This window comes from Lentzea rhizosphaerae (genome assembly GCF_042649515.1).
Classification (GTDB): Bacteria; Actinomycetota; Actinomycetes; order Mycobacteriales; family Pseudonocardiaceae; genus Lentzea; species Lentzea aerocolonigenes.
In genome coordinates this window covers 370,082-394,850 of record NZ_JBHRZI010000027.1, presented here as the reverse complement: position 1 = coordinate 394,850, position 24,769 = coordinate 370,082, and the positions used below count along the sequence as shown (strand labels likewise).

General features: G+C 68.7%; 19 protein-coding genes. 13 read left to right on the top strand and 6 right to left on the bottom strand.

Annotation, left to right across the window (positions count from 1 at the left end):
• The gene (locus tag ACFOWZ_RS31765) at nucleotides 1–258 is read right to left on the bottom strand and encodes a hypothetical protein (RefSeq protein WP_382377603.1); all 258 of its coding nucleotides are present in this window, start codon (nucleotides 256–258) and stop codon (nucleotides 1–3) included.
• A 1-nt stretch (nucleotide 259) separates the two neighbouring features.
• On the bottom strand, nucleotides 260–583 hold the full coding sequence (locus ACFOWZ_RS31760; RefSeq protein WP_382377602.1) for a hypothetical protein: 324 nt from the start codon (nucleotides 581–583) through the stop codon (nucleotides 260–262).
• A 131-nt stretch (nucleotides 584–714) separates the two neighbouring features.
• Here ACFOWZ_RS31760 and ACFOWZ_RS31755 point away from each other — a divergent pair, with 131 nt between their 5' ends.
• Nucleotides 715–3,513 carry an nSTAND1 domain-containing NTPase gene (locus tag ACFOWZ_RS31755; protein ID WP_382377601.1) on the top strand — a complete coding sequence of 933 codons (2,799 nt, stop codon included), beginning with the start codon at nucleotides 715–717 and terminating at the stop codon, nucleotides 3,511–3,513.
• 51 nt (nucleotides 3,514–3,564) lie between these two features.
• On the opposite strand, the gene ACFOWZ_RS31750 is transcribed toward ACFOWZ_RS31755, so the two are convergent.
• Nucleotides 3,565–3,774, bottom strand: a complete 210-nt coding sequence (locus ACFOWZ_RS31750) for a hypothetical protein (protein ID WP_382377600.1) — start codon at nucleotides 3,772–3,774, stop codon at nucleotides 3,565–3,567.
• A gap of 153 nt (nucleotides 3,775–3,927) precedes the next feature.
• Here ACFOWZ_RS31750 and ACFOWZ_RS31745 point away from each other — a divergent pair, with 153 nt between their 5' ends.
• The 7 genes from ACFOWZ_RS31745 (at nucleotide 3,928) to ACFOWZ_RS31715 (ending at nucleotide 15,356) form a co-directional block, all read left to right on the top strand.
• On the top strand, nucleotides 3,928–6,702 hold the full coding sequence (locus tag ACFOWZ_RS31745) for an nSTAND1 domain-containing NTPase (RefSeq protein WP_382377599.1): 2,775 nt from the start codon (nucleotides 3,928–3,930) through the stop codon (nucleotides 6,700–6,702).
• A 327-nt stretch (nucleotides 6,703–7,029) separates the two neighbouring features.
• Complete coding sequence (locus ACFOWZ_RS31740) at nucleotides 7,030–9,747, top strand: nSTAND1 domain-containing NTPase (protein ID WP_382377598.1); 2,718 nt, start codon at nucleotides 7,030–7,032, stop codon at nucleotides 9,745–9,747.
• 102 nt (nucleotides 9,748–9,849) lie between these two features.
• Nucleotides 9,850–12,579 (top strand): nSTAND1 domain-containing NTPase, encoded by a 2,730-nt coding sequence (locus ACFOWZ_RS31735; protein WP_382377597.1) that lies wholly within the window; start codon nucleotides 9,850–9,852, stop codon nucleotides 12,577–12,579.
• An 81-nt stretch (nucleotides 12,580–12,660) separates the two neighbouring features.
• A complete protein-coding gene (locus ACFOWZ_RS31730) occupies nucleotides 12,661–13,404 on the top strand; it encodes an ABC transporter permease (protein WP_030468867.1) in 744 nt (247 codons plus the stop codon).
• Nucleotides 13,401–14,168, top strand: a complete 768-nt coding sequence (locus ACFOWZ_RS31725; RefSeq protein WP_382377596.1) for an ABC transporter permease — start codon at nucleotides 13,401–13,403, stop codon at nucleotides 14,166–14,168. The genes ACFOWZ_RS31730 and ACFOWZ_RS31725 overlap by 4 nt, the downstream gene beginning before the upstream one ends.
• Nucleotides 14,152–14,949, top strand: coding sequence for an ABC transporter ATP-binding protein (locus tag ACFOWZ_RS31720; protein WP_035910938.1), 798 nt, complete (start codon nucleotides 14,152–14,154; stop codon nucleotides 14,947–14,949). Before ACFOWZ_RS31725 ends, ACFOWZ_RS31720 begins: the two co-directional genes overlap by 17 nt.
• A gap of 5 nt (nucleotides 14,950–14,954) precedes the next feature.
• The gene (locus ACFOWZ_RS31715) at nucleotides 14,955–15,356 is read left to right on the top strand and encodes a DUF5956 family protein (RefSeq protein ID WP_382377595.1); all 402 of its coding nucleotides are present in this window, start codon (nucleotides 14,955–14,957) and stop codon (nucleotides 15,354–15,356) included.
• Nucleotides 15,357–15,448: 92 nt separating this feature from the next.
• Here the strand turns inward: ACFOWZ_RS31715 and ACFOWZ_RS31710 are convergent, their stop codons facing one another.
• From ACFOWZ_RS31710 to ACFOWZ_RS31700, 3 genes are all read right to left on the bottom strand, one after another.
• Nucleotides 15,449–16,177, bottom strand: a complete 729-nt coding sequence (locus ACFOWZ_RS31710; RefSeq protein WP_382377594.1) for an IniB N-terminal domain-containing protein — start codon at nucleotides 16,175–16,177, stop codon at nucleotides 15,449–15,451.
• 218 nt (nucleotides 16,178–16,395) lie between these two features.
• On the bottom strand, nucleotides 16,396–17,454 hold the full coding sequence (locus ACFOWZ_RS31705) for an IniB N-terminal domain-containing protein (protein WP_382377593.1): 1,059 nt from the start codon (nucleotides 17,452–17,454) through the stop codon (nucleotides 16,396–16,398).
• Nucleotides 17,455–17,582: 128 nt separating this feature from the next.
• A complete protein-coding gene (locus ACFOWZ_RS31700) occupies nucleotides 17,583–18,752 on the bottom strand; it encodes a 4-hydroxybenzoate 3-monooxygenase (protein ID WP_382377592.1) in 1,170 nt (389 codons plus the stop codon).
• A gap of 197 nt (nucleotides 18,753–18,949) precedes the next feature.
• On the opposite strand from ACFOWZ_RS31700, the gene ACFOWZ_RS31695 reads away from it, so the two are divergent.
• From ACFOWZ_RS31695 to ACFOWZ_RS31675, 5 genes are all read left to right on the top strand, one after another.
• Nucleotides 18,950–19,939, top strand: coding sequence for an ABC transporter substrate-binding protein (locus tag ACFOWZ_RS31695; RefSeq protein WP_382377591.1), 990 nt, complete (start codon nucleotides 18,950–18,952; stop codon nucleotides 19,937–19,939).
• 221 nt (nucleotides 19,940–20,160) lie between these two features.
• Nucleotides 20,161–22,932, top strand: coding sequence for a sensor histidine kinase (locus ACFOWZ_RS31690; protein WP_382377590.1), 2,772 nt, complete (start codon nucleotides 20,161–20,163; stop codon nucleotides 22,930–22,932).
• Nucleotides 22,929–23,351 (top strand): roadblock/LC7 domain-containing protein, encoded by a 423-nt coding sequence (locus tag ACFOWZ_RS31685; RefSeq protein ID WP_030468876.1) that lies wholly within the window; start codon nucleotides 22,929–22,931, stop codon nucleotides 23,349–23,351. The genes ACFOWZ_RS31690 and ACFOWZ_RS31685 overlap by 4 nt, the downstream gene beginning before the upstream one ends.
• 16 nt (nucleotides 23,352–23,367) lie before the next feature.
• Complete coding sequence (locus tag ACFOWZ_RS31680; RefSeq protein WP_030468877.1) at nucleotides 23,368–23,964, top strand: GTP-binding protein; 597 nt, start codon at nucleotides 23,368–23,370, stop codon at nucleotides 23,962–23,964.
• A gap of 280 nt (nucleotides 23,965–24,244) precedes the next feature.
• A complete protein-coding gene (locus ACFOWZ_RS31675) occupies nucleotides 24,245–24,760 on the top strand; it encodes a snapalysin family zinc-dependent metalloprotease (RefSeq protein ID WP_382377589.1) in 516 nt (171 codons plus the stop codon).
• Nucleotides 24,761–24,769 lie beyond the last annotated feature (9 nt).

Here is a 24,769-nt window from a genome sequence, read left to right as displayed (position 1 = left end):
TCATGCGCCGCAAGGCGGTCCGAGGTCGTCGGTGTGGATCCGCACGTTCGTGGGCCCGCCCCGCACGTTGCCGACGTACCAGCCGTCGGCCCAGCTGTGCGCTTCGAACCAGGAGCCCTTCCGCACCGGAGGGGTGATCGGGTTGAGGCCGATGTCCCGCTTCACCTGGCACAGCCACGGCTCTGTCGCTGCCTGCGCCCCTGCCGCCGGGGCGAGTGACAACAACAGACCGGCGACGAGGACTCGAACGCGATGCACGTCAGTCGCCGCACGGATAGCTGAGCACCGAGTAGTGCATCCACACGGTCCTGCGCTGGGGGTCGCCCCACAGTTCGCCGACGTACCAGCCATCGGCCCAGTCGCGGGCGTTGAAGCCCTGCCCGCGCCCGACCGAGCCGAGGATCCGGCCCCACGGCTCGTCCCGGAAGTTGGCCCGGTCGACGTCGACGAAGCAGTCGACCGCTGCCTGTGCCCGCACCTGCTGAACCTGCGCCGGCTCCGCGGACGCGGCGGCCGGAGCCATCAGAAGTGCCAGACCCGCGGCGCCGGCGGCCACTGCGGCCCCCATCTTGCGAATGATCATCAGGTGATCCCTTTCGTGTTCGTGCCAGCCCCCTGACCGGCACCGATGACGTTAGGGAGATCTTTTTGTTCAAGGTCGGCGGCTAACGCTGAACAACAGCGTGTAGACAAGTGGTCACAGGGGGAGACCGCATGCCACGTGCAGAACGACCGCTTGACGACGATCAGACCGAACTGGGGAGGTTCGCCGCTGACCTTCGCCGGCTGCGCGACAAGGCGGGGAAACCGTCCTATCGAGAGCTGGCTTCACGGGCGCATTACTCGGCCGCCTCGTTGTCCGATGCCGCAGGCGGCCGCAGGTTGCCGACTCTGGCCGTCACGCTGGCGTACGTCACGGCGTGCGGAGGCGATCCGGAGGAGTGGAAAGAGCGCTGGCACGCCATCGCGGCCCCACCCGGTGAGACGAGCCAGGCGCCGTACGTCGGACTGAAGTCCTTTCAGAGGGAGGACGCCGATCGGTTCTTCGGTCGCGAGAAGCTCACGGCGAAGCTCCTGGACCTCTCGAAGAAACGCGCCTTCGTGGTGGTGGTCGGCGCGTCCGGCTCGGGCAAGTCGTCGTTGCTGCGCGCGGGCCTGGCGCCACGCGTCAAGAACGCACTGGTGTTCACCCCTGGCGTTCAACCGATCGACGAGTGTGCGGTCCGTCTCGGGCAGCTGACCGGTGAGTCCGCGGTGAAGCTCGTCGCGGAGCTCGCTGACCCGCGTGCCCTGGGGCTGCGGATCAGGCAGCTGGACGAGGACCTCGTACTGGTGATCGACCAGTTCGAGGAGCTGTTCACGCTGGCCGGTGCCGCGCAGCGCGACTGGTTCATCAAGGCACTGCTTTCAGCTCCACACGTGGTCATCGGCGTCCGGGCGGACTTCTACGGCCATCTCAGCCGCCACCCCGAACTCGTCGAAGCGATCGAAGGCGCCCAGGTGCTGGTCGGCCCGATGACGCCTGACGAACTCCGCCGCGCCATCACCGAACCCGCTCAGCGCGCGGGTGCGACCGTCGAAACCGCCTTGGTGGCCAGGCTCGTCGCGGACGTGGCGGGTCAGGCGGCAGCGCTCCCGCTCGTGCAGCACGCACTGGTGGAGACGTGGCACCGCCGCCGCGGCATGACGCTCTCGCTGGCGGGCTACGAGGAAGCGGGCGGCGTCGAGCACGCGCTCGCCCGCACGGCCGAGGCCGTGTTCGGTGACCTGTCCGATCTCCAGCAGACCGCGGCCAAGCAGATCTTCCTGCGCCTCATCGCCCTGGGCGAGGGCACGGAGGACACCAAACGCCGCGCCGCGCTCCGGCACCTGGACCCCGACGTGCTCGAACGCCTGGCCGGCGCACGTCTGGTCACGCTTTCCGAGCAGTACGTCGAGCTCACCCACGAGGCCTTGATCCGCTCGTGGCCGCGCCTTCGTGACTGGGTCGCGGAGGACCGCAACGCGCTGAACGTGCACCACCGGCTCACCGAGGCGGCGGCAGCGTGGGACGGCCATGACCCCGACCAGCTGTACCGCGGCGCACGGTTGGCCGATGCCGCCGCACTGGACCGCGACGCGCTGACCCCGGACGAACGCGCGTTCGTGGACGCCGGTGTCGCTGCCGAGCAGGATCGGCAGCGGGCAGAACGACGGCGGACCTGGCGGGGACGAGCCGCTGTCGTGATGCTGAACGTGTTGATGCTGTTGATGTCAGGCACGTTCTTCATCGCCCGCCTGTCGTCCGAAGAAGCCACTTGGCAACGGGACGGACTCGACGCGCTCAAGGCCGCGAACGAGGCGACCACTCTCAGCGTGAGTGATCCGCAGTTGGCGCTCAGGGTCGGGTTGGCTGCTTTCCGCCTCGGGTCGTACGACGAGAGCGTGAGGGACCAGGTTCGAGATGTCCTGCTGACGACCTATGCGCTCGCCGGCGCGATCCGTTCGACGGACCCCGCCGACAAGACGAAGGACTTCCTGGCGGTGTCGCCTTACGGCAAGTTGGCTCTGTCCGGCGATCGGCTCGATGGCACGGCGTTGTGGGCGGTGTCGGGAGACACGGCGTCGCAGGTCAGCGTGCTCCCGCACATCAGGTACGCGATGTTCAGCGGTGACGAGAGGACACTCGTTCACGTCGGTGCAGCGAACACGGAGGTTCGGGACGTCTCCGACCCCTCCGCTCCGCGACTGGTGTCGACGCTTCCGCTGCCGCTCGGCCCCACGAGCGTCTCGAACGACGGCAGGATGCTCGTCGGTGTGAAGCTGGAGCGCGCGGGCGACGGCGAGCCGTTCGAGCTCGACGGCGAACCGTCGTTGTGGCGGCTCACCGACTCGGGTCCACCGGTGATGGTGCCGTTGCCGTGCCGCACGACGTCGGCGCCCACCCTGCGTCCGGACGGCCAGATGCTGGCGGCCGTGTGCGTGGACGCGTCTCGACGTGAAGCTCTGCGGATCTGGCGGATCGAGCCGGACGGTCTGCACGAGGTGTTCGTTCGCTTCGTCGACCCCGGTGTGACCGTGAAGTACAGCCCGACCGGCCGCTTTCTGAGCGTGCGCATGCCGGTGAACCCGCGCATCGAGGTCTGGGACGTCACGGATCCGTCGGCGCCGAGGACGTGGACCGAGTTCCAGGAGGCCAGACCCGGCCAGACCAAGCTGGTGTTCGGCAATGCCGACACCGTGGTCGCGGTGCTCACCACGGACGGCGTGGTGCTCTGGGACATCAGGTTCAGCGGGGCAGGCAGTCGCCTGGCGACGTTTCGCGGCTTCGACGCCTTCCACGCGGAGCTGCACCACCGGCCGGACCACAACGACTTCGTCGGCGCGATGACACCGGCCGATCGGCAACTCCTGCGGTTCCCGGTCGACATCGACCGCACGGCGAAGACCTTGTGCGCACGGGGGAACGTCACGCTCACCGACGAGGAGTGGGACAGGTACCTGCACGGCGTCGAGCGGGTTCCTGTCTGCTGACGCGCACGTCCCTCCGGCCGGCTGCCGGAGGGACGTGCGCTCGCCGCGACGTCAGCACCCGCCGGGCAGCCCGAGGTCGCCCGCGTGCACGCGCACCTCTCTGGGGTCGTCCCAGAGCCTGCCGCGATACCAGCCCGCGCCGATCCACGCGTCGATGAAGACTTTCGTCCCCGGCGGCACGTACCGCGGTGGCTCGTCCGGCCGTGTCACGTAGATGCCGCGATCGACTTCGCACACCATCCGTGCGGGCACCTCGTTCACCGCGCACCTGCTTCACTGATCATCAGATGGTCCCCCTCGCGCTCGTTCCGGCCGCTGACCGGTGGAAACGACGTTAGGGAGATCTCTTTGTCCAGGGTCGAAGGACAGATCTGGACAACACGGTGTAGACACGTGGTCACTGGGGGAGATCACATGCCACGTGCCGAACGGCCGCTTGACGACCAGGACAGCGAACTGGGGAGCTTCGCGGCGGACCTGCGCCGGCTCAGGGAGAAGGCGGGCAGACCGTCCTATCGAGAGCTGGCTTCACGCGCCCATTACTCGGCGGCCGCGTTGTCCGACGCCGCGGGCGGCAGGAAGCTGCCGACGCTCGCGGTCACGCTCGCCTACGTGAACGCCTGCGGGGGCGATCCGGGGGAGTGGGAGGCCCGCTGGCGTGCCATCGCCGCACCGCCTGACCGTTGTGGCGAGACGCCGTACGTGGGACTGAAGGCGTTCCAGAACGAGGACGCCGACCGGTTCTTCGGCCGCGAGCAGCTCACCGCGAAGCTGGTCAGGCTCACGCGCGAACGGCCGTTCATCGGCGTTTTCGGGGCGTCCGGCTCAGGCAAGTCCTCACTCCTGCGCGCGGGTCTCGTGCCTCGCCTCGACGAGGCCCTGGTCTTCACCCCAGGGGTCCACCCGATCGACGAGTGCGCGGTTCGCCTGGCCCAGCTCACCGGCGGCTCGGCCGTGTCGCTGCGGGCGGAGCTGGCCGACCCCGCCGCTCTCGGCCTGCGCGTCAAGCAGCACAACGCAGACCTGGTTCTCGTCGTCGACCAGTTCGAGGAGGTCTTCACCCTCTGCGGTCCCGAGCAACGCGACTGGTTCGTCCAAGCGCTCGTCGCAGCCCCGCACGTCGTCATCGGCGTGCGTGCCGACTTCTACGGTCACGTCGGCCGGCACCCGGAACTCGTCGAGGCCCTGGAGGGCGCGCAGCTCCTGGTGGGCCCGATGACCACCGACGAGCTGCGCCGCGCCATCGTCGAGCCGGCGCAACGTGCGGAGGCGACGGTGGAAACCGCCCTCGTCACGCGCCTGGTCGCCGACGTCGCGGGACAGTCAGCCGCCCTGCCTCTCGTCCAGCACGCCCTCGTCGAGACCTGGCACCGCCGCCGCGGCATGACCCTCAGCCTGGCCGGCTACGAGGAAGCCGGTGGTGTCGAGCACGCCGTCGCTCGCACCGCCGAGGCAGTGTTCTCCGATCTCACGCCCGAACAGCAACAGACGGCCCGAGGAATCTTCCTGCGCCTCATCGCTCTCGGCGAGGGCACCGAGGACACCAAACGCCGTGCCGCCCGCGAGGACCTCGACGCCGACGTCCTCGAACGCCTCGCCACCGCTCGCCTCGTCACGCTCACCGAGCAGCACGCCGAGCTCGCTCACGAGGCCCTGATCCGGTCGTGGCCGAGGTTGCGGGACTGGATCGCCGAGGACCGCGACGCGCTGCGCGTGCACCACCAGCTCACCGAGGCGGCCGCGGCGTGGGGCGGCGACCGGGACCTTCTCTACAAGGGTGCCCGGCTCGCCCAAGCCGGAGAGCTGAACTCGAACTCGCTCTCCGAACCCGAACGCGCGTTCCTCGAAGCCAGCCAGGCCGACGGCCGCCGCCGCGTCCGCCGGGTGCGTGTCGTGGTGACCGTGCTGTCGGTGCTGGTCGTGCTGCTCGCGGGCACTGTCGTGTTCGCTGTGGACAGAGCCGCGGAGGTGGCCCGGCAGCAGGTCGGCCTCGTGGCGAACAACGCGGCGAACACGGCGCGTTGGATGATCGAGCGCGATCCTGAAACGGCACTGCGGATCGCGCTCGCCGCCTACCACGTCGCTCCGGGCGACGAGACCCGTGACGCACTGCTGAGCGCCGATGCGGCGACCAGGACGTATGCGCGTGACTCGAAGGACGTCTACTACACCTTGCTCGACAACGGGTATTTCACGGAGATGCCCGGGCCTGACGTGCAACGGACCAGCCGGCGAGTTTGGCGGCACACGGACACGCCCGCCAAGCCGTACATGGTGCTGCCGGGACGTGCGCTCAGCTTCAGCCAGGACGGCAAGCGGTCGCTGATGGCAGTGGGTGTCGAGCTTCGGGCGAAGATGGGTGTCGAGCTGCTGGACACCACTGATCCCGCGCAATCGCGGCGACTCGCCGCGGTCAGCAGTTCGCTCGGTTACCACACGCCCCTGACCAGTGCTGGAGACGCATTCGCCGGACGGCTGGCGCAGACCCCGACGCCGGGCAACCCCGATGTCACGGAGGACAAGGCGCGAGTGTGGTTCTACGACGGGGCGGGTGGCTTCCGAGAAGTCGTACTGCCCGGCGCCGACGTGAGCGGCAGCATGGCGTTGTCGGACGACGGCAAGCTGCTCGCGCTGTTCAGGAGGAGCACCGACCGCAGGACCGCTGAACTGTGGCGGCTCGACGGAGCCCAGCCGCGCCTCGCGAGCAGTTGGCAGGTCAACTACGACGGCTCGTCCCGCCTCACCTTCAGCCCGGACGGCACGCGGCTCGTCATGCACAACGAGAAAGCCGGTACGACCGAGGTCCGGGACGTCTCCGATCCGGAGAACCTGGCGATGTGGACGGAACTTCCCGAGCGGGAGACCGGTCTGTCCACCGTCGCTTTCACCGAGGACGGCCGCTACCTGGGAATCGCCACGGACCGAGGCGTGCACGTGTGGGATGTCGGGGAGCGAGGTGTCGTCCGGCGCGTCGCCGCGCTGGAGGGATACGAAGCGGCGTCGACCGGGCTCGCTTACCTGCCGTCGAGGAAGGCCTTCGCCACGTCAGTCGGTGGCACGTCGATCTGGTATCTGAGGATCGACGTCGATGAGGTCGTCCGGGACAGGTGTGGAGACGCGTACGTGCGGTTGTCCGACGAGGAATGGCAGCGCTACTTCTCCGGTGTCGAGCGCGTGCCGGTGTGCTGAACGGGCTGAGCCGTGGGTGGCACCTGGAGGCGGCCACCCACGGCCACACCGGCGCCGGTTCGGGGCGTGAGCACCGGGTCTTCCCTGGAGTGGCGCGTCCGCCGCCCCTCGCCAGGTCTGTTCCGCGCCCAGCAGGGCACCTCACGGCACCGCCCCCACGCCCCCATGTGCCCGACATGCGGGCGTGGGGGCGGCACCGCGATGCGCCCGTCTGGACACGAAACAGGCCGACGAGGGGCGGCGGACGCGCCACTTCAACGTTAGGGCGAACGGGTTGTTCACGGTCATGTGTTGGCCGCTGAACAAAGTTCTCTGAACAATGGCGGGATGCCGAGACGGGAACGCCCTCTCGACGAGGGCGAGAGCGGTCTCCTGCGGTTCGCGGCGGATCTGCGCCGGCTGCGGGAGCGTGCGGGCAGCCCCACCTACCGTGAGCTGAGCCGGCGGGCGCACTACTCGGCGGCTGCGCTGTCGGAGGCGGCCGGTGGGAGGAAGTTGCCGAGTCTCGCCGTGACGAAGGCCTACGCCAAGGCTTGTGACGCCGATCCGGAGGAGTGGGCACGGCGCTGGCGTGAGGTCGTCGGGTCCGAACCGCGCGCTGCCAACGACAGTCCGTACGTCGGCCTGGCCATGTTCCAGCCCGACGACGCGCCGAAGTTCTTCGGGCGCGAGCGGTTGACGGCCGAGCTGCTGACGACGAAGAACCGCTTCACCGGTGTGTTCGGGCCGTCCGGGGCCGGCAAGTCGTCGTTGCTGCGGGCCGGTCTCATCGCTCGCAGCAAGGAACCCGTGCTGCTGTTCACGCCGGGCGCGAATCCGCGGGAGGAGTGCGCGGTCGCGCTCGCGCGTCTCACCGGTGAGGACGCGGTCGAGCTCGCCGACCGGCTCGCCGATCCGGAAGAACTCGGCCGCAGGTACCGGTCGCTCGTGGTGGTGGACCAGTTCGAGGAGCTGTTCACGTTGTGCCGCGACGAGGAGCTCCGCGCGTGGCTCATCGCGGCGCTCACCGGGTGCGGCAAGGTCGTCATCGGCGTGCGTGCCGACTACTACGGCCACTGCGCGCAGTACCCGGAGCTGGTGGAGGTTCTGCGGAACAGCCAGGTCATGGTCGGTGCGATGACACCGGACGAGCTGCGGCTCGCGATCACCGAGCCCGCCGCGGTGGCGGGCGCCAAGGTCGAGACGGCGTTGCTCGCGCGGCTGATGGCCGACGCGGTGGGGCAGGCCGCGGTGCTGCCGCTGCTGTCGCACGCGCTCGCCGAGACCTGGCAGCACCGTCGCGGCATGACGCTGACCCTCGCCGCCTACGAGGAGATCGGTGGCCTCGACCACGCCGTCGCCCGCACCGCGCAGGAGGTCTACAACGGGTTCTCCTCACGGCAGCAGGCGCAGGCGAAACGGATCCTGCTGCGGCTCGTGACGGAGGAGGGCACGAAACGCCGGGTGCACGGCAGCGAGCTCGAAGCCGACGAGGACGTGCTGCTGGCGCTGGCCGCGGCACGGCTCGTCGTCGTCGACCGGGACGGTGTCGAGCTCGCGCACGAGGCGTTGATCCGCGGCTGGCCGGAGTTCCACGAGTGGGTCGAGGAGGATCGCGAGAACATCAGGGCGCAGCGCGAGATCACGCACGCCACGCAGACCTGGGAGTCGCTCGACCGGGACGCGGGCGCGCTGCTGCGCGGACGGAGGCTCGCGAACGTTCCCGCCGGACTGCCGCTCAACTCCCGGGAACGAGCGTTTCTCGCCGCGAGCCGGGCCGCCGAGGAAGAGGTGTCGGCGAGCGCGCGAAGACGGACCCGCCGTCAGCGCCAGCTGCTCGCCGCACTGGCCGCGCTCGTGGTCGTCGCCGCCAGCACGACCGTCTTCGCCCTGCAGGCGGGCAGGACCGCCGACGAGCAACGCACCACCGCCGCCGTCCTGAAGGCCGTGGGCGAGGCGAACGCCCTGCGTCCCGCGAACGCCGCGCTCGCCCAGCAGATCGCACTGGCCGCCTACCGGCTCGTGCCGCTTTCCCAGGCGCGCAACGCTTTGCGTCAGGAGGACGTGCCGTCGCAGGTGCTGCGCGAGGCCCAGTCCGAGGTCACGGCACTGGTCGTCGGCCCGACGCTGCAACAGGTAGTCACCGGCCACCGCGACGGGACGGTCGTGGTGACCGGGCTCGACGACCTGCCGTCGCCGCGCACGTCCCACGAGGCCGCGAAGCACGACGGCGCCGTCACGGCCCTGACCACGGACTCGACCGGCGGCATGGTCGCCTCGGTCGGCGCGGACGGCGTCGTTCACGTCGTCGACGTCTCCCTCGGCAAACCCCGCGAACTGGCCGTGCTGCCCGCGCGCGCCACCGCGATCGCCTGGCAGGGCACGACTCTGGTCACGACCGACAACGACGGTGCCCTGAGCTTCTGGACGGACCTCCGCCAGGAACGCCCGAGGCTTCTCCTCTCGACGCAGCTGGGCCTGGGACCGTTGGCGGGCATGGCTTTCCGCCCGGACGGCCAGGTGCTCGCCGCCGTCACCACCGGCCGGGCCGTGCACCTCGTCGACGTGACGGACCCGCGCAACGCCAAGCTCCTGTCGCTCACCAAGGAGTTCGCGGGCGGCGCCCAGTTCTCCAGCGACCACCTCCTCATGACCACCGCCCGCACCGCCGCCCACCTGTGGGACACCACCGATCCGCGCAACCCCGTGCTGCGCGCCGAGATCCCGTCCGGCGGCGGCGAGATCACCTCGGCCTGGCTCGGCGCCGGCAGCGTCGCGGTGGCCACCGACGACGGGCTGGTGCGGCTGTGGCAGCTGAGCGGTCAGGGGGAACCGGTCGAGCAGGCGTTGCTGCGCGGCCACGCCGGGCCGGTCGCGGCGGTCGGGCTCACGCCCGAGGGCGACGAGGTCGTGACGGGTGGCGCGGACCGGTCGGTGCGGCTGTGGAACGTGGATCCGCGCGACCCGGCCGTCCGGATCTGCGAGCAGGCGTACCCGCGGATGAACCGCGAGGAGTGGGCGCGGTACTTCGGCGATCTGGACTTCACTCCACCGTGCCGTGACTGAGTGGAGTTGGGCGATCACCAGGCGCGCGTGGGGCTGGCGAGGGATCAGCGGGTCGTTAGACGGCGGGCAAACCTCTGGTGGACAATCCCGCCAGGAGGCGGCATGCCACGAGGGGAACGACCGCTGGGGCCGGAGGACACCGCGTTGCTGCGGTTCGCCGGTGACCTGCGCAGACTGCGTGACCAGGCAGGCAAACCGAGCTACCGCGAACTGGCTCGGCGGGCGAACTACTCGCCGACCGCGTTGTCCGACGCGGCCGGTGGCCGGAAGCTGCCGTCGCTGGCGCTGACCCTGGCGTTCGTCAAGGCCTGCGAGGCCGACCCCGCACCGTGGACCAAGCGCTGGCGTGAGCTCGCGGCCGAGCACACTCTGCCATTGCAGCCTAACGCACCGTACCCAGGGGCCGCCGCGTTCACCGAGCACGACGCGAAGAGCTTCTTCGGACGTGAGTGCCTCGTCGAGCAGGTCGTCGAGTCGGTCAAGGCGAAGCAGCTCACCCTCGTCTGCGGCGCGTCCGGGTCCGGCAGGACGTCCCTGCTGCAGGCCGGTCTCCTGCCCGCCCTCGACGACGCCGTGGTGGTCACTCCCGGGGCGAAACCACTCGAAGCACTGGCCGAGGCGCTCGCCGGGATCTTCGAGAACACGACGGCGGACCAGCTCGCCGAGGAGTTCCGGCAGGACCCCGACCACCTCCGGCTGAGGATCCGCCAGCACCGCCCGGACCTCGTCCTCCTCGTCGACGACGTCGAGCAGGCCCTCGAAGCGGACGACTTCATCGCCGCGATCACCCGCTGCCCCCGTGTCGTGCTCGCGGTCCGTGCGGACCACCGGCGGCGCTGCCACGACAAGGGCCTGCGCGGCACCGAGATCACCGTCGAGCCGATGAGCGCGGACGAGCTGCGCCGCGCGATCACCGAGCCCGCCGCCAGGATCGGCGCCACGGTCGAGACCGCCGTCATCGCGCGACTGGTCGCCGACGCCGCGAACCAGCACGCGTTGCCGCTGGTGCAGCTGGCGCTCGTGGAGACGTGGCGGCGCAAGCGCGGCATGACGCTGTCGCTCGCCGGGTTCGAGGAGTCCGGCGGCCTCGAGCACGTCGCCGCCCAGGCCGCGCAGTCCTTCTTCGACACCCTCGGCGAGAACGACCGCAGAGCCGCCAGACAGGTCTTCCTGCGGCTGATCTCGGTGCAGCGCAACGGAATCGTGCACCGCGGCAGCCGCAGACTCGACACGGACGGCCAGCTGCTCGACCTGCTCGCCAAGGCCAGGCTGGTCACGCTCATCGAGGACGGCGTCGAGCTCACCCACGACGCGGTGCTGCGCTGGCCGGAGCTCGCCACGTGGATCGACGAGGAGCGCGACAACCTCAGCACCCACCAGCAGCTCGTCACGGCGATGGAGCTGTGGGAAGCGAGCGACCGCGACCCGCAGGCGCTCTACCGGGGCGCGCGGCTGCGCAAGGCCAAGGAGCTCGGCGCGTTCCTGACGGCACAGGAACGCAGCTTCGTCGCCATGAGCACCAAGCGCGAGACGCGCCGCTCGACGGCGTTGATCGCGGTGATGGCCGTGCTGATCGCGCTGGTGCCCGGCACCGTCGTCTACGCGCTCTCCAACGAACGCAAGATCAGCGCGTTGAACGACAGGGAGCTCGGCGGCAAGGCGATCTCCGAGTCCGAGGCGCTGATGGAGCAGCGCCGGCCGTACGCGGACAAGTACGCGCTGGTCGGCTACAAGGTCTACCCGTCGGCGGAGGCCGAGAAGGTGCTGCGGCTCGCGAACGCGATGACGCGCGGCATCCCCTTCACCGGCACGCCGGGGGACGACGCGGACGTCGTGGTGGCCCCGCGCGGGGAGATTGCCGCAGTGACCGACCAGGACGGCACCGACCGGATGTGGAGCATCGACGAGGACCGCGCCGAGCCCGGCAAGAGGTTCGCCGACCGCCACCGGGTCGTGAAGCTCTCCGACCGCCGCGCCGTGACGAGAGACAACGCCGGCCAGGAGCACCTCTGGGCCGTCGACGACGCGAAGGACATCACCTACCTCGCGCCGTTGCCCAACCGGTTCCGGACGCTCGACCTCAGCCCGGACGGGGCGCGGATCGTCGGCAAGGTCGGTGCGGCGGTGGACGCCGGGCTGCCGACGCCGGACGAGTCCGAGCACGCCGAGCTGTTCGACCTCAGCGACCCGCGGCACCCTCGTGAGCTGCCGATGCCGGTGCACAACCCCGAGACCGTCTCGCTCAGCCAGGACGGCCGCGAGCTCGCCACCGCGGTCTGGGACAGGGCGTCCGGCGTCACGACGATCGAGTTCTGGCGCATCGGCGGCACCGTCGAGCGCAGCGCGCTGTCGCTGGTCCAGCACGGCTACGTGCGCGGCATCACCTACAGTGCCGACGGCAGGTGGCTCGCGGTCGAGCGCTCGCCCGAGTCGGTCGTCGACGTGTGGCAGCGGGTTCCCGGCGAGGCGCCGTTGCTGCGTGCTCGCCTCGAGACGACGTTGCGGTCCGGGGCCCGTGTCACGTTCGCTTCCGACGACCGCGTGGCCGTCGTGCGCGACAACGTCTTCGAGGTGCAGCGGCTCTACACGAGCGGCCGTCCCTCCGACCGGCTCGTGTACGTCGTCGGTCACGGCAACTCGACGCGGGCGGTGTACCGGCCCCAGCACGACGACTTCCTCGTGCGCAGCGGGAGCCAGGCACCCGAGCTGCTGCCGTACGTCCTCGACAGCGCCCGCATCATCAAGAGGATGTGTGAAAAAGACGGCGCGCGGCTCACGGACTCCGAATGGGTGAAGAGCTTCGGCGAAGTGGAGCGCGTGGACGTCTGCTGAACCGCCGCGATGTGTGGGAAACAACGCGCAGTTGTGCAAGCACGCATTGTGAACGCGAGATCCACTCTCTAGGGTGACCGAGTGCGTGCGTTCACAAGGGGACTTCTCGGCATCGCCGGGTTTCTCGTGCTGTGGGAGCTCTTAGGACGCTCCCCTCTCATACCCGCACACGCGCTTCCACCACCGTCCGTCGTGTTCGGTGAGCTGGTCACGCAACTGACCTCACCCGAGTTCATCGGTCATGTCGTGGCAACGGTGCTGGCACTGCTGATCGCCATCGTGATCGCCATCGCGATCGCGGTGCCGAGTGGACTCGTGCTCGGCAGCGTCCCCGCCGTCCGGCACGCGACGCGCGCGGTGGTCGAGTTCCTGCGCCCGATCCCTTCTGTGGCACTGATTCCGCTCGCGCTGGTGATGCTCGGCTTCGGACCGGAAACCAAGATCACGCTCGCCGTGTACGCAGCACTGTGGCCGATCCTCTTCAACACCATCTACGCCCTGGACGAACTGGACCCCCTGCTCGTTGACACGGCAAGGGTTTTCGGCACCGGACGGCTCGGTGTGCTGTTCCTGGTGGCCCTGCCCAGCGCGCTGCCGTTCGTCCTCACCGGAATCCGGCTCGCGGCCACGACGGCGTTGATCGTGATGGTGAGCGTCGAGCTCATGGCGGGCAGTCAGATCGGCCTCGGCTACTTCATCATGGAGGCCCGCAGCGGGCCTGGACGGATGGACCAGGTGCTGGTCGGCACCGTGGTCGCGGGCGCGATCGGCGTCCTGCTCAACAACGGTCTCGAGCGCGTCCGCCGGCGTTGGGTGGCCTGGTGACCAAGTTCCTTCAACGGTGGACCGTGTTCGCCGGTCTCGTCGTCATTTGGCAGTTGCTCGGCTGGTTCGCCGACGACCCGTTCTTCCCACCGCCTTCGAAGATCGTGTCGGCTGCGTGGGACTGGTGGGTCCTCGAACCGGAGAACTTCACCGGCCACGTCGTGCCGTCGGTCGTGCGGTTGCTGTCCGGCTGGGTGATCGCTTCGGTGCTCGGCGTCTCGCTGGGACTGCTGCTGGGCCGCTCGGACCGGGCGATGGAGTACGCGGGTCCGTTGCTGGTGTTCCTGCGCTCGATCCCCCCGCCGGCGCTGGTGCCGGTGTTCCTGTTGCTGTTCAAGGCGGGCACGTCGATGCAGCTCGCCACGATCGTCTTCGGCGTCATCTGGCCGGTGCTGCTGAACAGCGTGGACGGTGCCCGCTCGGTCGACGTGACCAAAGTGGACACTTCCGCGGTCTTCCGGATCCCGCGCTGGCAGTGGGTTCTCGGCGTCGTGCTGCCCGCGGCCTCGCCGAAGATCTTCGCCGGGCTGCGGGTCTCTCTCTCGCTCTCACTGGTGCTGATGGTCATCTCCGAGCTCGTGGGCACGGACAACGGCATCGGCTCGCAACTCATGCAGGCACAGCGCGAGTTCGACTACACGCGCATGTGGGCCGGGATCGTCCTTCTGGGCGTGCTCGGCTACGGACTCAACACCGCACTTCTGGCGGTGGAACGCAGAGCGTTGGCGTGGCAACCGAGGAGTCGGGATGAGCAACATGCTTGAGGTGGCCGACCTGGGCCACACCTACGGCGACTACGAGGCCATCGGCGGCCTGTCGTTCACCGTGCGCGCCGGCGAGCTGGTGTGCGTGGTGGGCCCGTCGGGCTGCGGCAAGTCCACATTGCTGCGCACGATCTCCGGACTGATCGAACCCTCCCGCGGTGACGTGTCCCTGAAGGGCTCGCACCTCGCCGTGGTCTTCCAGGACTACTCGCGCTCGCTGTTCCCGTGGCTCACGGTGCAGGGCAACGTGGAGTTCCCGCTGCGCTCCCTGCCACGTGCCGAACGCCGCGTCCGCGCTGCTGAGGCGCTGGAGTGGGTCGGTTTGTCAGGGGCTGCGCGCAAGCGGCCATGGCAGCTCTCCGGCGGCATGCAGCAGCGTGTGGCGATCGCGCGCGCTCTGGCGTACCGGCCTTCGTTGTTGTTGATGGACGAGCCGTTCGCCTCGGTGGACGCGCAGACCCGGTTCGAGCTGGAGGACCTGTTGCTGCGTGTGCGTCGTGAGCACGACACGACCGTTCTCGTGGTCACGCACGACATCGACGAGTCGGTGTACCTGGGCGACCGGATCCTGGTCCTGAGCGGCTCTCCCGCGCGTCTGGTGGCCGATCTGGAGGTGCCGTTGCCCGCCGAGCGCGACCAGGTGACGACGCGGACCGACGAGGGGTTCGTGGCGCTGCGGTCGAAGGTGGCGCGGCTGCTCAACGTCGGCAAGCCCTCGATGGACGTGGAGAAGTGGGCAGAGGCCGAGCGCGAGTCCCTCAGCGAGACCGTCTCGTCCTGACTCCAGTGAGTGGCTGGAACCTGTTCCTCGTCGTCGACGCGGAACCCGTCGAGGTGTCGGACGGGGTCGTGCTGCTGGAGGGCAGGCGGCTGCTCGCCTTGCCCGACAACGGCTATCAGCTCCTCCTGGCGTGGGTCGCCGGCCCGCGCCGCGTCGTGCGCACGCCCGCGCCGATGCATCCGGACCAGGACGTCGTCGACATGTTCGTCAACTCCTACCTCGTGGAGGCCGGTGCGCCGCCACGACCGCGCGGCTTCGCCTGGTACCTGGACCTGCCCGTCGGGGTCGCGCCCGCGGACGTGTGGCGCACTGTCGGCGAACGCGGGGAGCGCGGGTCGCCGGTGGACCTGCGGCGCGTCCGTGAGGCGATGCAGCGGGGACTGGCCGCGCTCTACGACCCCGCCTGACGAAAGCCTTGTGAAACGCGGAGGGGAGAAGCGGGCGCCCCGGCTCGGGGGCAGAGCCGCAGGCGCCCGCTGCCTGTCCCCCCGCGAACAGGTCAGAAGTGGATGTCGACGTCGTTGTTGTTGCCGACACCGCCGTCGAGCACGTGGATGTCGCCCACGTTGATGTCACCGACGACCTGACCGATCTCGTGGTGCACGTCGCCGACCTGCGCGACGTCGTGCACCACGTTGTGGCTCAGGTCCGCGACGTCCTTCACGTCGACGTCCACGGAGTCGATGGCGTGCTTGACCACCACGTCGGAGTCCGAGACCTCCTTGACGACGACGTCGGTGGCGATGTCCTTCACCAGCACCTCTGAGACGCCGTGCACGTCCGCGACGCCGGCCACCTCCGTGACGGCGGCGGCGCTGTGGCCGGAGACGTCCGAGACGACGTCACCGGCCGTCAGAACGGCGGTGTCGAGGCTGTGCGACACGTCGCCGACACCGCCGAAGTCCGTGACCAGCGCGGTGATCGCGGAGGGGGTGGCGCCGAGGTCACCTACCCCCGTGACGCCCTCGACGTGGCCCGTGACGAGCTTGAGGCTGTCGGCGGCGGTGAGGTCGCCCGCCTCGACGAGGACCTTGTCGAGCGCGTCGACGTTCACGACGGACGCGGTGTCGAGCACCAGCGGCAGGATCTCGTGGACCTCGGCCACCGAGATGTCGCCCAGGCCGGCGGCCTCCAGGCAGCCCTCGGGGTCGGCCTGGAACTCGGCGCGGGCGTCCAGGTCGCCCAGCAGGGTGAGGGTGAAGGCGTGCAGCGTGATCTGGGTGGCCATGGAACTCGAGCTCCTGTAGGTGGATCGGAGGTGTTGGGTTGAACCGTATGGATGAACGGCTTCCCCCGGCATCGGGAGTTGGCCCCAGATCGTGACGAAACGAGATCCCTAGGGGGCTCTGGTCACCCGTTAGGGGAGCGGGGATTCACCCGAAAACCTGCCCGAACGCACACCAGCCCCGGACCTGGCACGGCCCGGGGCTGGTGAAGGGGTGTGGCTCAGTGGTGCAGAACGTCCAGGACGTTGCCGTTGCCGACGTGGTCGAGGACGTCGATGTCACCGATCTTGACGTCGCCGACGACCTGGCCGAGGTCGCTGTGGACGTCGCCGACCTGGCCGACGTTGTGGACGGCGTTGTGGGTCACGTCGACGGTGTCCTTGACCAGGACGTCGGTGTCCACGACGTCCTTGACGAGGGTGTCGGTGTCGGCGACGTCCTTGACCAGGGTGTCGACGTCGAGGTCCTTGACCAGCACGTCGGACACGTTGTGGACGTCGGCGACGCCGGTCACCGTGTTGACCACGTCGGTGCCGTTGACCAGGCCGGTCACCGTGTCGACGGCGTCGGTGCCGTGGACGAGGCCCGTCACCGTGTTGACGGCGTCGGTGCCGTGCACCAGGCCGGTCGCGGTGTCGACGGCGCCCGTGCCGCTGACCAGACCGTTCACCGTGGAGACGGCGCCCGTGCCGCTGACCAGGCCGGTGACGGTGTCGACGGCGCCGGTGCCCTGCACCAGACCGGTCGCGGTGGAGAGGACGTCGGTGCCGTGGACCAGGCCCGTCACGGACGAGAGGGCGCCGGTGCCCAGCACGGTCGAGTCGAGGGTGTTCGACACGTCGCCGAGGCCGGAGAAGTCGTCGACCACGGACGGAAGGGCCACGGCGTCCGCGATCGAGGTGACGCCCGCGGCGTTGCCCGCGATGGCCGTGAGCTGGTCGACGACACCCAGGTCGCCGGCCGTGCCGAGGACCTGGCCGACGGCGTCGACGTGCGCGACGGACGCGGCGTCGAGCACCAGCGGCAGGATCTCCTGGACGTCGGCCGGGGTGATGTCGCTCAGGCCGCACGAGTGCAGGACGCCCTCGGGGTCGAGCTGGAACGCCTCGCGGGCGGCCGGGTCGGTCAGCAGGTCGAGGGTGAAGTCGTGCAGCGTGGCCGGCTGGGACTCCTGCGGGGCGGCCTGCTGGGGTGCGGGAGCAGCAGGCTGGGGCGCGGCCTGCGGGGTGGTCGGCTGCGTGACCTGCGGCGTTGCCTGCTCAGTGCCCTGCTGGATCATGAAACTCGCACTCCTGTGATGTGTTCGGGGGATGTCGGACCGACCGTAGTCAAGATCGACATCCCCCGGCATCGGGTGAGAGCCCTAGTGCGCGGCGAAGCGAACTCCCTAGGGGCTTGCGTCACCCATTAGGGACCGACGTAGTTCTCGGCGAAGGTCGCGCGGTAGGCAGGCGACTCGGCCAGGTGCTCCAGCCGCGCCTGGGCCAACCGTCCGAAGAAGGGGGAGCTCACGTCCGTGTGGATCATGTTCACCATCCACTGTGAAAATTCCTGTGCCCGCCAGACCCGGCGCAGGCAGTCCTCCGAGTAGGTCTTGAGACCGGTCTCGGACCCGGTGGCGTAGAAGTCCATCAGTGCACGTCCGAACGTCGCGGCGTCGTTCAGCGCGAGGTTCATGCCCTTGGCGCCGACCGGGGTGATGATGTGGGCTGCGTCACCCAGCAGGTACAGCCGGCCGTACGACATCGGTTCCACCACGTGGCTGCGCATGTCGAGCACGCGCTTTTCGATGATCTTCCCCTCGGTCAGCGTCCAAGGGGAGTCGTGCAGCGCGAAACGTTTGTGCAGTGCTTCCCAGACCTGTTCGTCGGACCAATCCGAAGCTTTGGTTCCCACCGGCACCTGCAAGTAGAAGCGGGAAATGGTGGGCGACCGCAACATGTGTCCGGCGAAACCGTCCTCGTGCAGCGCGTAAATGGTGGCTTTAGTCGACGGCGGTGCTTCCGCGAGAATGGTGAGCCATTCGATGCCGTGGTGATGCGTGAATTCCGACAACACGCCGTCGGGAATGGACGGACGGCAGACTCCGTGAAAGCCGTCACAACCTGCCACGAAGTCACATGAAACCTTTTCACGTATGCCGTCTGCGCTGGTCCAGGCCACGGACGGCGTCGACGAGGTGATGTCCCGCAACTCCACGTCGCTGACCGAGAACCGGATGTCACCGCCCGCGTCCACGAATGCCGCGATGAGGTCCTTGACCACTTCCTGCTGCGGGTAGACGTAGTGGTGGCGGCCTCCGTAGAGGTCGCTGTACTCGACCTGGAACGCTCGGCCGCTCACGCGGAATTCACACGTTCCGTGACGGTCTGCTTCCATCAGCAAACGATCCGCCAGGCCGAGTGAGTCGAGCATGGTTACGGAGCGGTGCTCCAGGACTCCCGCTCGTGGCCGAGTTTCCACATGGGTGCGACTAGCTTTTTCGAGGACGACACACTCGATACCTGACTGCTGGATCAGGTTTGCCAAGGTCAGACCGGCCGGCCCAGCGCCGACGACGGTCACAGCGCGCTTCAACTGGGTTCTCCTAGCCCTAGACCTGCTGTGCTTAGATGCTCACCGCAGGTAGTGGACTGGAACCTGCTAGTGTCGGTCAACTGGGGTCTTTTGGAGCAGTATCACTACTCTGAGTGGTTGACCGTCGCGACTTTTCCCCGCAACGACGACACCGCTCCGACAGGAGAGTGCTCCCGATGACTCGAAGAGTCCGCCGTATGGCCGTCCGTGGCATCGCCCTTGCCACGCTGCTCGCCACCGTGGCGAGTTGTGGACTGCTCGGCGGCAAGGAAACGCCGGCTCCCGCCACCAACAACGGCCCGGTCGAGAAGGCGAAGATCACCCTGGGGGTTCTGCCGATCCTCGACGTGGCCTCGGTCCACGTGGCGATCAAGCAGGGCTTTTTCAAGGAAGAGGGGCTCGAGGTCGAGCTCAAGACGATCCAGGGTGGTGCTCAGGCGATCCCCGGCCTGATCAACAAAGAGCTGGACATGACGTTCGGCAACTGGGTCTCGTTCTTCGCCGCCCAGTCGAAGGACGCGGCGAAGGCGGTCGACGGCATCAAGCTCATCGCCGATGGCTACCAGGCGAAACCCGACATGTTCCTGATCTTGGCCGCCGGTGACTCCGCGATCAAGAGCGCCAAGGACCTGGCGGGCAAGACCATCGCGATCAACACGTTCAAGAACATCGCCGAGCTGACCGCCAAGGCGACCCTCGAGGCGGCCAACGTCGACCCGAAGTCGGTGACGTTCAAGGAGATGCCGTTCCCGGACATGCAGGCGGCGGTCCAGAACAAGACCGTTGACGCGGCCTTCATGGTCGAGCCGTTCATCACCCGCGCCCAGCGCGCCGCCGGTCAGATCAAGATCCTCGACGCGGCGTCCGGTCCGACGGACAACATCCCGATCGCCGGCTACGCGACCAGTGGTGAGTTCGCCAAGAACAACCCCAAGACGGTGGCCGCCTTCCAGCGCGCGATCGCCAAGGGCCAGGCCGCTGCCGCCGACCGTCCCACGGTCGAGCCGCTGCTCGTCGAGTACGCCAAGGTCGACAAGGAAACCGCAGGTCTCGTCCACTTCGGTGCCTTCCCGACCACGCTCGACGCGACCCGCCTGCAGCGCGTCGTGCAGCTGATGCGGCAGTACCAGCTGCTGGACAAGGACCTCGACGTCAAGCCGATGCTCGTCCAGCCCTCCGGAAGTTGACGAACAGCGCGGGTGACTGTGATCGGGTCGTGATCGCGATCACCCGCGCTCGTCGTTTCGTCCAGATGAATTATCGCTTTGGGGCCGTTTAGCCGCCCACTACAAAGTTGTTGATTCTCGAACCAGCTGTTTTGTCGTCCAAACGGCGGTATGAGAACCGGGTGTTTTACTCCAAGATCCACCAGGTTTGCTGCTATTAAACGGGGCGGGGAGTGTTGACGGTGCGCGGTCGTGAGGACCAGCGAGGCATCGACCGGTTCCGCCTACGCAACTGGCGGTTGCGGAGCAAGCTCGCGGTGGTGTTGCTAGTTCCGGCTCTGAGCACCGCGACTCTCGCGGGCCTGCGCCTGAACACTCAGCTCGACGACGTGGAGCTGTTCGGCACCGTCCAGCGAGAACTTGCCGTGAGCCACCAGGCTGCGAAGGTGGAGAACGCGCTCCAGGTCGAGCGCGACTGGGCCGTGCAGTGTGTTGCCGCCGGAAGGCAGAACGCGTGCCCCGAGCACGCCGCCCGCACCGGCGCCACCGACACGGAACTGGGCAGGTACCGGGATTCCGGTGCGACGAACACGACCCTGCGAGGGTCGCTGCAGGAAGCGTTCACGAAATCGCTGCAGTCGCTCGACGGTCTGGCGAGCCTGCGCGTCACGTTGATGAGCACGAAGTACCCCGACATCGCCGTGGTCGGTGCGTACAACCAGATCATCGCCTCGCTCGGCCAGGTGCACCGCGCCGCGATCTCCAGCCTGAGCGAGCCGCAGATCGTGCCGCTGGCCGCCGCCGCGCAGGCGCTGTACACCGCGCAGGAGCAGATCGGCCAGCAGAACTCGATCCTGACGTCCACCGCGCTGCGCAAGGGCTTCGCGCCCGGTGCCGCGGACGACCTGCGGGCCGCGCAGTCCCGGCTCGACGCGGCCTTCAACGAGTTCGACGACGTGGCCTCGCCGCAGAACCGGCAGAAGTTCCAGGACGTCGTGTCCGGTTCGTCGGTGGACGGTCGCAACCGCCTGATCAAGCTCGCGCTCGCGCAGGACGCCGATGACAAGCCGGTGTCCATCACGGACGCCGAGGTGCTCAAGATCGGTCAGGACACCGCGAACCTGGTTCGCGAGGTCGCGACCGACCTGGAGGGCCAGGCCGACTCGACGACCACGCGTCTCGCGGGTGAGGCTCGCGGGGCCGCCTGGCGTGACGCCGCACTGGTCGCGATCTCGCTGCTGATCGCGTTCGGTCTGATGGCGATGGTCGCGCAGTCGATGCTGCGGCCGCTGCGCATCCTCCGCCGCAGCGCCCTCGACGTCGCCCGCAACCAGCTGCCGGAAGCGATTCGCCGCATTCGTTCGCACCGCGAGCCGGAACGGGCCGCGGAAGAGGCGATCGTCCCGGTGCCGATCCACACGACCGAGGAGGTCGGTCAGGTCGCGCGGGCGTTCGACCTCGTGCAGCGCGAAGCCGTCCGCCTCGCCGTCGAGCAGGTGGCCCTGCGCGCGAACGTCAACGACATGTTCATCAACCTGTCGCGGCGCTCGCAGGCGTTGGTGGAACGCCAGATCAGCGTGATCGACCGGCTGGAGCAGAACGAGCAGGACCCCGACCACCTGGCGTCGCTGTTCGAGCTCGACCACCTCGCGACGCAGATGCGCCGCAACAGCGAGAACCTGCTGGTGCTCTCCGGCACCACGGTCAACCGCCGCGTCACCCGCCCGGTCGCGATCGCCGAGGTGCTCGGCGCCGCGGTGTCCGAGGTCGAGAAGTACGCGCGGGTCCAGATCGCGCCGACGCCGGACATGATGGTGCAGGGCCGCGTGGTCAACGACCTCGCGCACCTCGTCGCCGAGCTGCTCGACAACGCGACCGCGTTCTCCAAGCCGACCACCAAGGTCACCGTGCGCACGATCGAGACCCGCAAGGGCGAGATCGCGATCCGCATCCACGACCGCGGCGTCGGCATGCAGGAGAACGACGTCGTGGAGGCCAACGCGAAGCTCGCGGAGCCGCCGGAGGTCGACGTCTCGGTCGCCCGCGAGATGGGCCTGTACGTGGTCGGCCAGCTGGCGAAGCGCCACGAGATCCGCGTGACGCTCGCGAACAACGACGACATCGAGGGCGGTGTCACCGCCCAGGTCGTGCTGCCGATCTCGTTGCTGCACAAGGGCGCGGCGCCCGCACTGCCGCTGCCGCCGGTCGCGGCGCCCGCCACCACCGAGTCGACCGCCGAGGGTCTCGCCGGTGTGCCCAAGTGGACGCCGGAGCACCCGGTCGTCGTGCCGGGACCGGCCACCGCGGACGAACCGTCCGGCAGGCACCGCATCGAGCAGACGTCGGCGGACGGCCTGTTCACCGCGCGGATCGAGGCGAGCGAGGAGTCCGCTGAGGACGGTTACTCGTACGAGCCGCCCATCGAGCGCCCCGCCGAGCCCGCCACCGAGATCTTCCCGGCGATCGTCGACGAGCCGGAGATCTCTTCCGACGCGCTGTCGCGGTGGTTCCAGACCCCCGCGGTCGCCGAACCGGTCAGGGCACCATCCACGAAGGACGTTCCGCCAGCGGAGCCGGAACGCGCCGGGGAAGAAGACGCAGAACCCGCCACCGTGAACGGTCTGCCCAAGCGGCAGCGGTCGGCGGAGACCACCGTGAAGACCGAGGCACCAACGGCGGTGCCACGCGCGGTCGCCGACTTCGCCGAGTCGGACTGGGGAACGGCGGACGAGGGCTGGCGTGCCGCCGGCGCCCTCGGCACCGGCGACACCGCGCAGACGACGGAGAACGGCCTGCCCAAGCGCGTCCCCAAGGCGCGCCTGGTACCGGGTTCACTGCCGAAACCGTCGTCACCGGCACCGCAGCTGGCGACCGCGAGCATCCCCGGCCGGTCCGCGGACCGGTTGCGTCAGCGGTTCGCCACGTACCAGAAGGGTGTCCAGATGGGCCGTGAGTCGCTCTTCGACTCTGCCGTCGGAGGCATCCCCGTGATCGCAGAAAGGGAACACCAGTGACCACCGCGACTGAGGAACTGGACAACTTCAGCTGGCTGGTCGAGGACTTCGTCAGCAGGGTCGCCGGTGTCGCGCACGCGATCGTCGTCTCGGCGGACGGCCTGCTGCTCGCTTCGTCGGACCGCCTGCCGCACGACCGCGCCGAACAGCTCGCCGCCGTGTCCTCGGGCCTGGTCTCGCTGAACCTCGGCGCGGCGCGCTGTTTCGAGGCGGGTGAGGTGAAACAGACCGTCGTCGAGATGGAACGGGGCTATCTTTTCCTGATGTCCATCAGCGACGGGTCCTGCCTCGCCGTGCTCGCCGCACCCAACTGCGACATCGGCCTCATCGGTTACGCGATGACCCGGCTGGTGGAGCGGGTCGGTCTTCAGCTCACGCCGGAGATCCGTGCCCAGCTGCACGTTTCCATGAGAGCCTGAGTAGAGAGAAGTTCCCATGAGCAACGGTGCTCCGGGTCGTCCGGGGTCACCTGGGGTCGACCTGAACGCGATGTCGGCGAAGATCGTCGTCGCGGGCGGGTTCGGTGTCGGCAAGACGACGTTCGTCGGCTCGGTCTCCGAGATCACCCCGCTGACCACCGAGGCCGTGATGACCCAGGCATCGGTCGGGGTCGACGACCTGTCCGCGGTGCCCGACAAGGTAACCACGACGGTGGCCATGGACTTCGGTCGCGTGTCGCTGGACAAGGACCTGATCCTGTACCTGTTCGGCACGCCGGGACAGCACCGGTTCTGGTTCATGTGGGACGACCTGGTCCGCGGTGCGATAGGTGCCGTGGTCCTGGTCGACACGCGGCGGATCGACGAGGCGTTCGCGCCCATCGACTTCTTCGAGGACCGCGACCTGCCGTACGTGATCGCGGTGAACTGCTTCGACGGTCTGATGCACCACCGGGCCGAGGAGGTGCGGGACGCACTGACGATTCCGTCTTCGGTGCCGATAATTCCTTGCGACGCGCGGAACCGGCAGTCGACGAAGCAGATCCTCATCGCGCTGGTGGAGCACGCGCTGCGCCAGCCTTCGTTCGCCTGATTCGCTGCACTCGTTGACGCCCTTCGGTCCATCAGATCCGGAGGGCGTCAACAGTTATTCCTCCGACTGGCGGCGACCTGTTCGTGGCGCCGGTCGGCGAGAACACCACCAGTAGGTCGTGTTTCCGCTAGCCGCAAGGCGTGCGCCGCCCTCGCGACACCGGGAACACCTACGAACGCACTGAACCGCGCCGGTGCTTTTGACACTTGACTCTTCTTGTGCGCCAACGCCGCGCCGATACAGTCGGGGAGCAATTACCCTGCATTGCGAGGAGATTCCTGTGTCCCTGCGCAAACAAATCGTCGTGGTAGCCAGTGCCGTCGCCCTCGCGGCCGGCTTCATCGGCACCGCGGAAGCTGCGCCCCGCATCGTCACCTACAACTCCAGCAACACCGGTGAGTTCCAGGCGGCGATCGACAAGGGCGCGCAGATCTGGAACAGCAGCGTGGTGAACGTGCAGTTCCGCAAGGTGACCGGCGCGGCCAACGTGACCGTCAGCGTGGACAACCAGTGGCCCCGTGCCTACGTGACCGGCCTCGGGCGTGGCCGGTGGGTCATGGGTCGTCAGGCGGTCAACGAGGGTCACGACACCGTTCGCATCTCGGCCCACGAGTTCGGGCACCTGCTCGGTCTGCCCGACCGGCGGACGGGGCTGTGCACCGACCTGATGTCCGGCGCCAGCGCCGGCACGTCGTGCAAGAACCCCAACCCGAACGCCAAGGAGAAGGCCGAGGTCGAGGCGAACTTCCGCTCGATGGTGACCGTCCAGGCGACGACCTTCGAGGACGCCGCCTAGCCTCGCTGA

Coding starts and splice junctions, on each gene's coding strand:
- ACFOWZ_RS31760 (WP_382377602.1), bottom strand. CDS start 583: ATGATCATTCGCAAGATGGGGGCCGCAGTGGCCGCCGGCGCCGCGGGT.
- ACFOWZ_RS31755 (WP_382377601.1), top strand. CDS start 715: ATGCCACGTGCAGAACGACCGCTTGACGACGATCAGACCGAACTGGGG.
- ACFOWZ_RS31745 (WP_382377599.1), top strand. CDS start 3,928: ATGCCACGTGCCGAACGGCCGCTTGACGACCAGGACAGCGAACTGGGG.
- ACFOWZ_RS31740 (WP_382377598.1), top strand. CDS start 7,030: ATGCCGAGACGGGAACGCCCTCTCGACGAGGGCGAGAGCGGTCTCCTG.
- ACFOWZ_RS31735 (WP_382377597.1), top strand. CDS start 9,850: ATGCCACGAGGGGAACGACCGCTGGGGCCGGAGGACACCGCGTTGCTG.
- ACFOWZ_RS31720 (WP_035910938.1), top strand. CDS start 14,152: ATGAGCAACATGCTTGAGGTGGCCGACCTGGGCCACACCTACGGCGAC.
- ACFOWZ_RS31710 (WP_382377594.1), bottom strand. CDS start 16,177: ATGGCCACCCAGATCACGCTGCACGCCTTCACCCTCACCCTGCTGGGC.
- ACFOWZ_RS31705 (WP_382377593.1), bottom strand. CDS start 17,454: ATGATCCAGCAGGGCACTGAGCAGGCAACGCCGCAGGTCACGCAGCCG.
- ACFOWZ_RS31695 (WP_382377591.1), top strand. CDS start 18,950: ATGGCCGTCCGTGGCATCGCCCTTGCCACGCTGCTCGCCACCGTGGCG.
- ACFOWZ_RS31680 (WP_030468877.1), top strand. CDS start 23,368: ATGAGCAACGGTGCTCCGGGTCGTCCGGGGTCACCTGGGGTCGACCTG.